5 protein-coding genes and 1 riboswitch are annotated in these 6,068 nt (G+C 39.0%); all 5 genes read right to left on the bottom strand.

Annotated elements, in window-relative coordinates:
• Positions 1 to 104 precede the first annotated feature (104 nt).
• On the bottom strand, positions 105 to 554 hold the full coding sequence (locus G322_RS21235) for a DUF1499 domain-containing protein (protein WP_022942903.1): 450 nt from the start codon (positions 552 to 554) through the stop codon (positions 105 to 107).
• 417 nt (positions 555 to 971) lie between these two features.
• On the bottom strand, positions 972 to 1,676 hold the full coding sequence (gene thiQ, locus G322_RS0116980) for a thiamine ABC transporter ATP-binding protein (RefSeq protein WP_022942902.1): 705 nt from the start codon (positions 1,674 to 1,676) through the stop codon (positions 972 to 974).
• Between the two features lie 88 nt (positions 1,677 to 1,764).
• Complete coding sequence (thiP, locus tag G322_RS0116975) at positions 1,765 to 3,360, bottom strand: thiamine/thiamine pyrophosphate ABC transporter permease ThiP (protein WP_022942901.1); 1,596 nt, start codon at positions 3,358 to 3,360, stop codon at positions 1,765 to 1,767.
• Positions 3,361 to 3,366: 6 nt separating this feature from the next.
• Positions 3,367 to 4,353 (bottom strand): thiamine ABC transporter substrate binding subunit, encoded by a 987-nt coding sequence (thiB, locus tag G322_RS0116970; RefSeq protein WP_022942900.1) that lies wholly within the window; start codon positions 4,351 to 4,353, stop codon positions 3,367 to 3,369.
• A 53-nt stretch (positions 4,354 to 4,406) separates the two neighbouring features.
• A riboswitch (TPP riboswitch) is annotated at positions 4,407 to 4,507 on the bottom strand.
• Positions 4,508 to 5,199: 692 nt separating this feature from the next.
• Positions 5,200 to 5,691, bottom strand: coding sequence for a hypothetical protein (locus G322_RS0116965; protein ID WP_028866707.1), 492 nt, complete (start codon positions 5,689 to 5,691; stop codon positions 5,200 to 5,202).
• Positions 5,692 to 6,068 lie beyond the last annotated feature (377 nt).

The raw sequence follows: 6,068 nt of genomic DNA, 5'->3' as shown, positions 1-6,068 counted from the left end.
GATCGCTTTGCCCCATAGCGGGTTAGAAATGAATATTAACTTGAAAGACAAGCCCCATGCCTTCGCTAACAATAAGATAGTTCTTAGGTAATAAATACTAGGGGCTATTTGTTATAAATAGCTTTAAATTGTTCGTAGCGCTTGCGGTTAACACCTAAATCGGAATGACCAGCACGAGACTGGGATCGAAAATGAACCAGTTTAGTTTGCTCATCAAGCAGTATTTCAACATCATCGTGAAAATGAAAAACGCCTGTCGTGAACACAGAATAGAGGTAGTGACTTTCTTGAGCTTGCAACTCATTGTTTCCCATCGTGTTCAAAGTGGCTAGCACCGAACTGATAGTTTCCTCATAGCTCGCCTTGTACTGCAATGGCTCTACTCGCTTTTCTACAATGTTAGTTTGACTCGATACCGCATTGGGCTTATCTGGCATAGCACCTAATTGACCTGCTTTATGGCCCAAATGTGTAGGTATGCTAAGGTTTTGAAAAACCAGCCGGGCGATAAATAGGGTGACAATAACAACAATTAATAGACCGATAATTTTCATAGTAACTCCTGTATGTTGAGTAAATAGAAGCTAAATCGCAAACGCCCCTTAACGAGTTAGAAACTTACAAAATTGTGGCCAATATTACTTAGCCACAACAAGTTCTCGCTTTGGGTGAATTTAGGAATAAAATCTTAAAGCGTTTATGGCCCAAGGACTTCTAAAGCGACTATTTGTGGTTAATATAGGTCCTAAATCTGTACTAATACGGGAATGAAATAAACATTAAATATAAGATAACCATCAATAGCTTATCTTATATTTTTCGTATTAGGTTTTACTAAGTCGTGATTTTAATGGTGGTGTTACGATTTCTCACACCGATAAAAACCGGGATAACATACACAGTGCAGGTTTGAACCACGTGAGCTATGTTACTGTCGAGTTAGCGATATTAACTTAGCATCGGAAGCAAAATTATAAACCCGCTTGGACAAATTTACTTAATCTAGGGTTGGGACTGTTACTGTTTAAATTGGCTATCTTATCAACACCCGCGGTTTTGCCCTGCTCTATAAAAATATAGTGTGATGCTACATTAAGCGCATCTGCAATATGATGAGTAACCATCAACACGGTGACTTTATTAACCGTTGCCAAATGCTTTACGATGGCCAACATTTCCCTGCGTAAAACAGGATCTAATGCTGAAAATGGCTCATCAAGCAATAACAATGGTTTTTTTTGCACAAAACAACGCGCTAGTGCCACACGTTGTTTTTGTCCGCCGGATAACTGCTCGGGAAAGCGTTCTAATAGGTCCTCAATCGCCAATTTCTGACAAATATCAACGATACTCTGGTGATGCTGTGCGCTTAATTTTAAGCCGGGATGCAAGCCTAAACCAATATTATCAACAACATTTAAGTGGGCAAATAAGTTTTGTTCTTGAAATAAAATGGACAAAGGGCGTAGGTGAGGTTGTACATTGATAACGGACTTTTCCGCAATTTCAATATCACCATCGATAGGTCTAATAAACCCCGCAGCTAAATTGAGTAAGGTACTTTTACCCGCCCCACTTTCCCCTAATATAGCAACAAGGCTGCCCGGTAGAATATTAATATCAAAACAAAATCGTTGTTGCTGATATTGGTATTTCACATTATTAAATTTAATCATATTAGCCCAAACAGCCTTGCCAGTGAGAGTCTTAGTGAGTGAAGCGTGTTATTATTTTATGCTTACTTTTTTCTGTTTATTTCTTTATTTATGCTGGTTTCTTTAGGGTTAGCTTTTCAATTAAAGCGAAAGTACCAACACTTAATATGAGTAAGAATAGAGCAATAACCGCCGCCGACTGCATTTGATAACTCCCTAATAACTGTAATAGATAAAGCGGTAATGTGGTGAAATCTTGGCTACCAAACAGCGCAATTGCACTTAAATCACCAACGGATAAAACAAAACTAATTGCAAATGCGTGCACAATGGGTTGCCTTATCGCTCGCCACTCAATAAATTTAAATCGATACCAAGAAAAAATACCTAAACTGGCACATAACTGATCATATTGCTGCGCCATATGGAGCATAGGTTGAGCAAGCGTTTTGAGTACATAGGGTAATGCCATTAATGCATTGACCGCAATCACCACCAACCACGCAAAGCTAAAAACATCACTGCTCTCTCGTAACAGTAAAAACAGTCCGGTACTGATAACAATGCCTGGCGTCACTAAAATAATGCTCGCGACCAACTCCAGTTTATCGGCTCTAAAGTTAAGTCCACGTAAGCGCCAAAAACGACTACTAATAAGAATAAAAATACCAGCGAGCAATGCAATACACGCTGCACAGACTGCAATGAATAATGAATTACCCAGTGCTTTCCAAAAAGTACTATCAAAAATCATGCTCAGCAGTTGCGCATTAACACCACTGATAATGACCATCAATAAGGGTGGCAATACCAGTAGAATAACAGCGCCTATCCAAAAGCGATCCCAACAGCGAGCAAAACGATTATCGGAAAACAAAATAAAAGTTTGCCGACTGACACTGTTCATCAGTGGCACTGGCCGAGAGAAACGTTGAATGAACATCGCCAAACCAGCACATAAGAACATTTGCCATAAAGCCAGTAATGCGCCCGATTGTAAATCGAATTCAAACTTTATTGCTTGGTAAATGGCTAACTCAATGGTGGTTGATTTGGGGCCGCCACCTAATGCCATCACGGTAGCAAAACTAGTAAAGCAGAGTATAAAAACCAGGCCAGCCACATTGGGCAGTTGCTGACGGAGTGATGGCCACTCAAGTAGTTTAAATTTGTGCCAATGGAAGATACCTAAATGGGCTGCTAATTTATGCTGCTCAGCAGGGATTCTTTGTAACGATTGCAATAATAAACGCGTGGCAAAGGGTAAATTGAAAAAAACATGCGCTAGCAGTATCCCGTTAAGGCCATATATCGAGAACGGTAATGGGTAATCAAAATGATTTAATAGCTGTGCGATCAAGCCACTGTTACCATAAATTGAAATCAAGCCAAAAACGCCAACCAACACGGGTAAAACAAGTGTAGTGGCGAATAACTTAAGTAATAACGCTTTTCCAAAGAAATAACGGCGAGATAATGCATGGGCAATCGGAATAGCAAGGCCGACACTGAGCAACGTTGAGAGCAAGGCTTGATAAAAACTAAAAGCGGTAATGTGACGGTAATAGGGATCCCGCCATAAGCTACTCAAGCTGACTTCCGGGCTATGCACGAGTAGTGCAGACATTGCTGCCAACATAAATACCAAGATCAACCCGGCAATAATAATACCGGGTAGTGTTTGTGGTCTTACTGAAATAAACAAAACTATTTATTCAACTAATGCATTTTGCCACTCACGAATCCAAGCTCTACGATTGTCAGCCACTTCCTGTGCAGTAAAAGATAACGATTTATTAGGCATGGTTAACTGTTCAAACTCTTTTGGTAATACAACATCCGTCACCGGATACATCCAGTTGCCAGTTGCAATAACAGATTGGAATTCAGGGCTAAGAATAAAGTCCATAAACTGGTCTGCCAGCTTTTGCTGAACGCTACTTTTTACTTTTACAGCGACTTCCACTTGCGCATAATGCCCTTCTGAGAAATCGGCAGCAACATACTGATGCTTGTTCTCAGCAATGATGTGATAAGCAGGGGAAGTGGTATAAGAAAGCACCATATCCGCTTCACCTTTTAAAAACATATTGTATGCCTCTGACCAACCTTTAGTCACAGTGACCGTCTTTTTCGCAATTTGCTTCCAAGCACTAGATGCTTGCTCACCATAGACAGATTTTATCCATAACATAAAACCTTGCCCTGGTGTTGAAGTGCGTGGATCTTGATAGATAATTTTGATGTTATCTTTGTTTTCAACAAGTTCTTTAAGACTTTTAGGTGGATTAGGCAATTTCTCCTTGTTATAAACAAAGGCAAAATAACCATAGTCAAAGGGTACAAACATTTTATCAGACCAGCCACCTTTTAAGATAACCTTACTGGTATCAACATTATGCTCTACTAATAATCCGCTTTTTTTCGCTTCAGCCATGAGGTTATTGTCTAAGCCCAATAACACGTCCGCTTTACTGTGCTTACCTTCTAAACGTAGTCGGTTTAAAATTGAAACTCCGTCATCTAAACTAACAAACTCTAGCTCACATTTACATTGTGCTTCAAACGCTTTTTTAATTTTTGGGCCGGGTCCCCAATCAGAGGCAAAAGAGTCATAGGTATAAACAACTAATTTATTTGCGGCAACAGGCATTGATATCATTGCGCTAAAAGCAATAAGAGGAAGAATTTTTTTCACTATGCAATCCATTTAGTGGGGAATAGACAGGAAAAGATGCTAATCAGTGAACAACGATTGAAAAGCTCAATTCCTACGCCAGTATTATCTGGTTCAGGTGTACGGGTTTAGTCATAGACAGTCTCAGCTTATATCAGCTCCCCGGTGAGAATCATTATTATATACTCATGAGACTTCAAGATGCAAAGTCATTAATGCAAATTGTTCAGATATCTTAGCCATAACAATGAAACCGAGTCATTGCACAAAGAGATTTTAGAACGACACAGATTGCCTTACCTCGCTAGGAGATCTCAAAAATAAACGTCACGTTGCAATAAGTACATTATTTTTTGCAAAGAAACCTCACTTGGAGGGTTAATTGCTAGTGTCACTGTAAGCTATTGATTTTACTGTTCTGGAATAGATGCTTTGAGATAAGGAATTGCTTTTGGATGTTGTTTTTTGAGAGTTTAGATCTTTTTTTAGGATGTAACTGGAAGTTACAGGGCAAGAAAATGGTGCGACTACTGAACTCGACTATCTCCCCTATCAAGTTAAAAACAATTAAAACCTAACTCGCAATGTGCCCCTTTGCGCCCTAGAAAACTAAGTCGCAATCGGCCTGAGCGAGTTATAAAACGACAAATTTATGCCAAGAAAGGGGTCACTTATTGTATTGTGACCCTTAACTACTGATGAGATGATTTGATGAACCAACGGGGAATAGACGCCATTTAATAATTGCCTCTAATGCAGTTGCCAAGTTCAAATTCCCTGATATTTTTTAATTGCTTACCTATCTATTGAGCCGACATGTCGGGAATGATTGACTTGTTTTACTCCTCTCCACCTCCTTAGTGTCATTTAAATTTTACAGCGGGCTAAATCTGTTGCAAAATCGCCCGTATATTTACGGCCTAACTTTTCAAGTTCATCTACGCTCATAATAATTGATTTAGGCTCTGTACACCTAGCGCTGTTATTTTGATTAGATGTCGATACTGCTTCTAAATTTTGTTGTACCTTACAAAACTGCCCCATAGAAAAATTGACCGCTCTTAAGTAATCACGAAAAACAGTGGCACTGGTATTTGTATAGCAGTTAACAATTGCTTCAATATCAGGGTTATCTATATTGTCGCTAACCACATTTATTGTCTTTACCATTGCGCCTTTACCATTTGAAAAGCCACCTAACTCGCCTATCGATTGATAAATGATGTGCTGTGCTGTGATGTTCTCGACCTCATTCTTATCTTCTGAGAGAAAATAAACACCCAAAATAAGAACAATTATTAAACAACCAAAAATAAGCAATGCACTGCCAAAAACTTTCATGGTTTTAATGTTTTTCAAGATATATTTACCTCTCTTAATATGCTGTTCTGGATTTTATTATATATCTCTTTAATTTCCTCTTTTTTGCTCACATATACAACCAGCTTTACCTAGAAAACGGCAACAAGTGTGGGGAAAGGGCAGGGTAAACGGGTTTAAATAATACAAGTTAAGTACAGTTAACCAACAATCCAGTGATTTTTCTTGATTGAAGGAGTTAGTCTCTATTTATATAAATGAAAACATGCAGGACTAAAGTCCCACTTCCCAAAAGTAAGCTAATTATTCATCGGAAGTGGGACTTTAGTCCTGCCTTTTGATGCTTGAATTAACAACTGACCAGAAAGCAAACTCATTCTGTTTGTTTTAAACCCGTTTGCCCTGGGGGAAAGGGG

Origin of the sequence: Psychromonas hadalis ATCC BAA-638, assembly GCF_000420245.1 — a bacterium.
Lineage (GTDB): Bacteria > Pseudomonadota > Gammaproteobacteria > Enterobacterales > Psychromonadaceae > Psychromonas > Psychromonas hadalis.
The sequence above is the reverse complement of the archived record's forward strand: the minus strand, read 5'-3'. Positions and strand labels throughout refer to the sequence as shown.

Excerpts from the sequence above, each read along its gene's own strand:
- G322_RS21235 (WP_022942903.1), bottom strand. The coding sequence starts at position 554 with ATGAAAATTATCGGTCTATTAATTGTTGTTATTGTCACCCTATTTATC.
- thiQ (WP_022942902.1), bottom strand. The coding sequence starts at position 1,676 with ATGATTAAATTTAATAATGTGAAATACCAATATCAGCAACAACGATTT.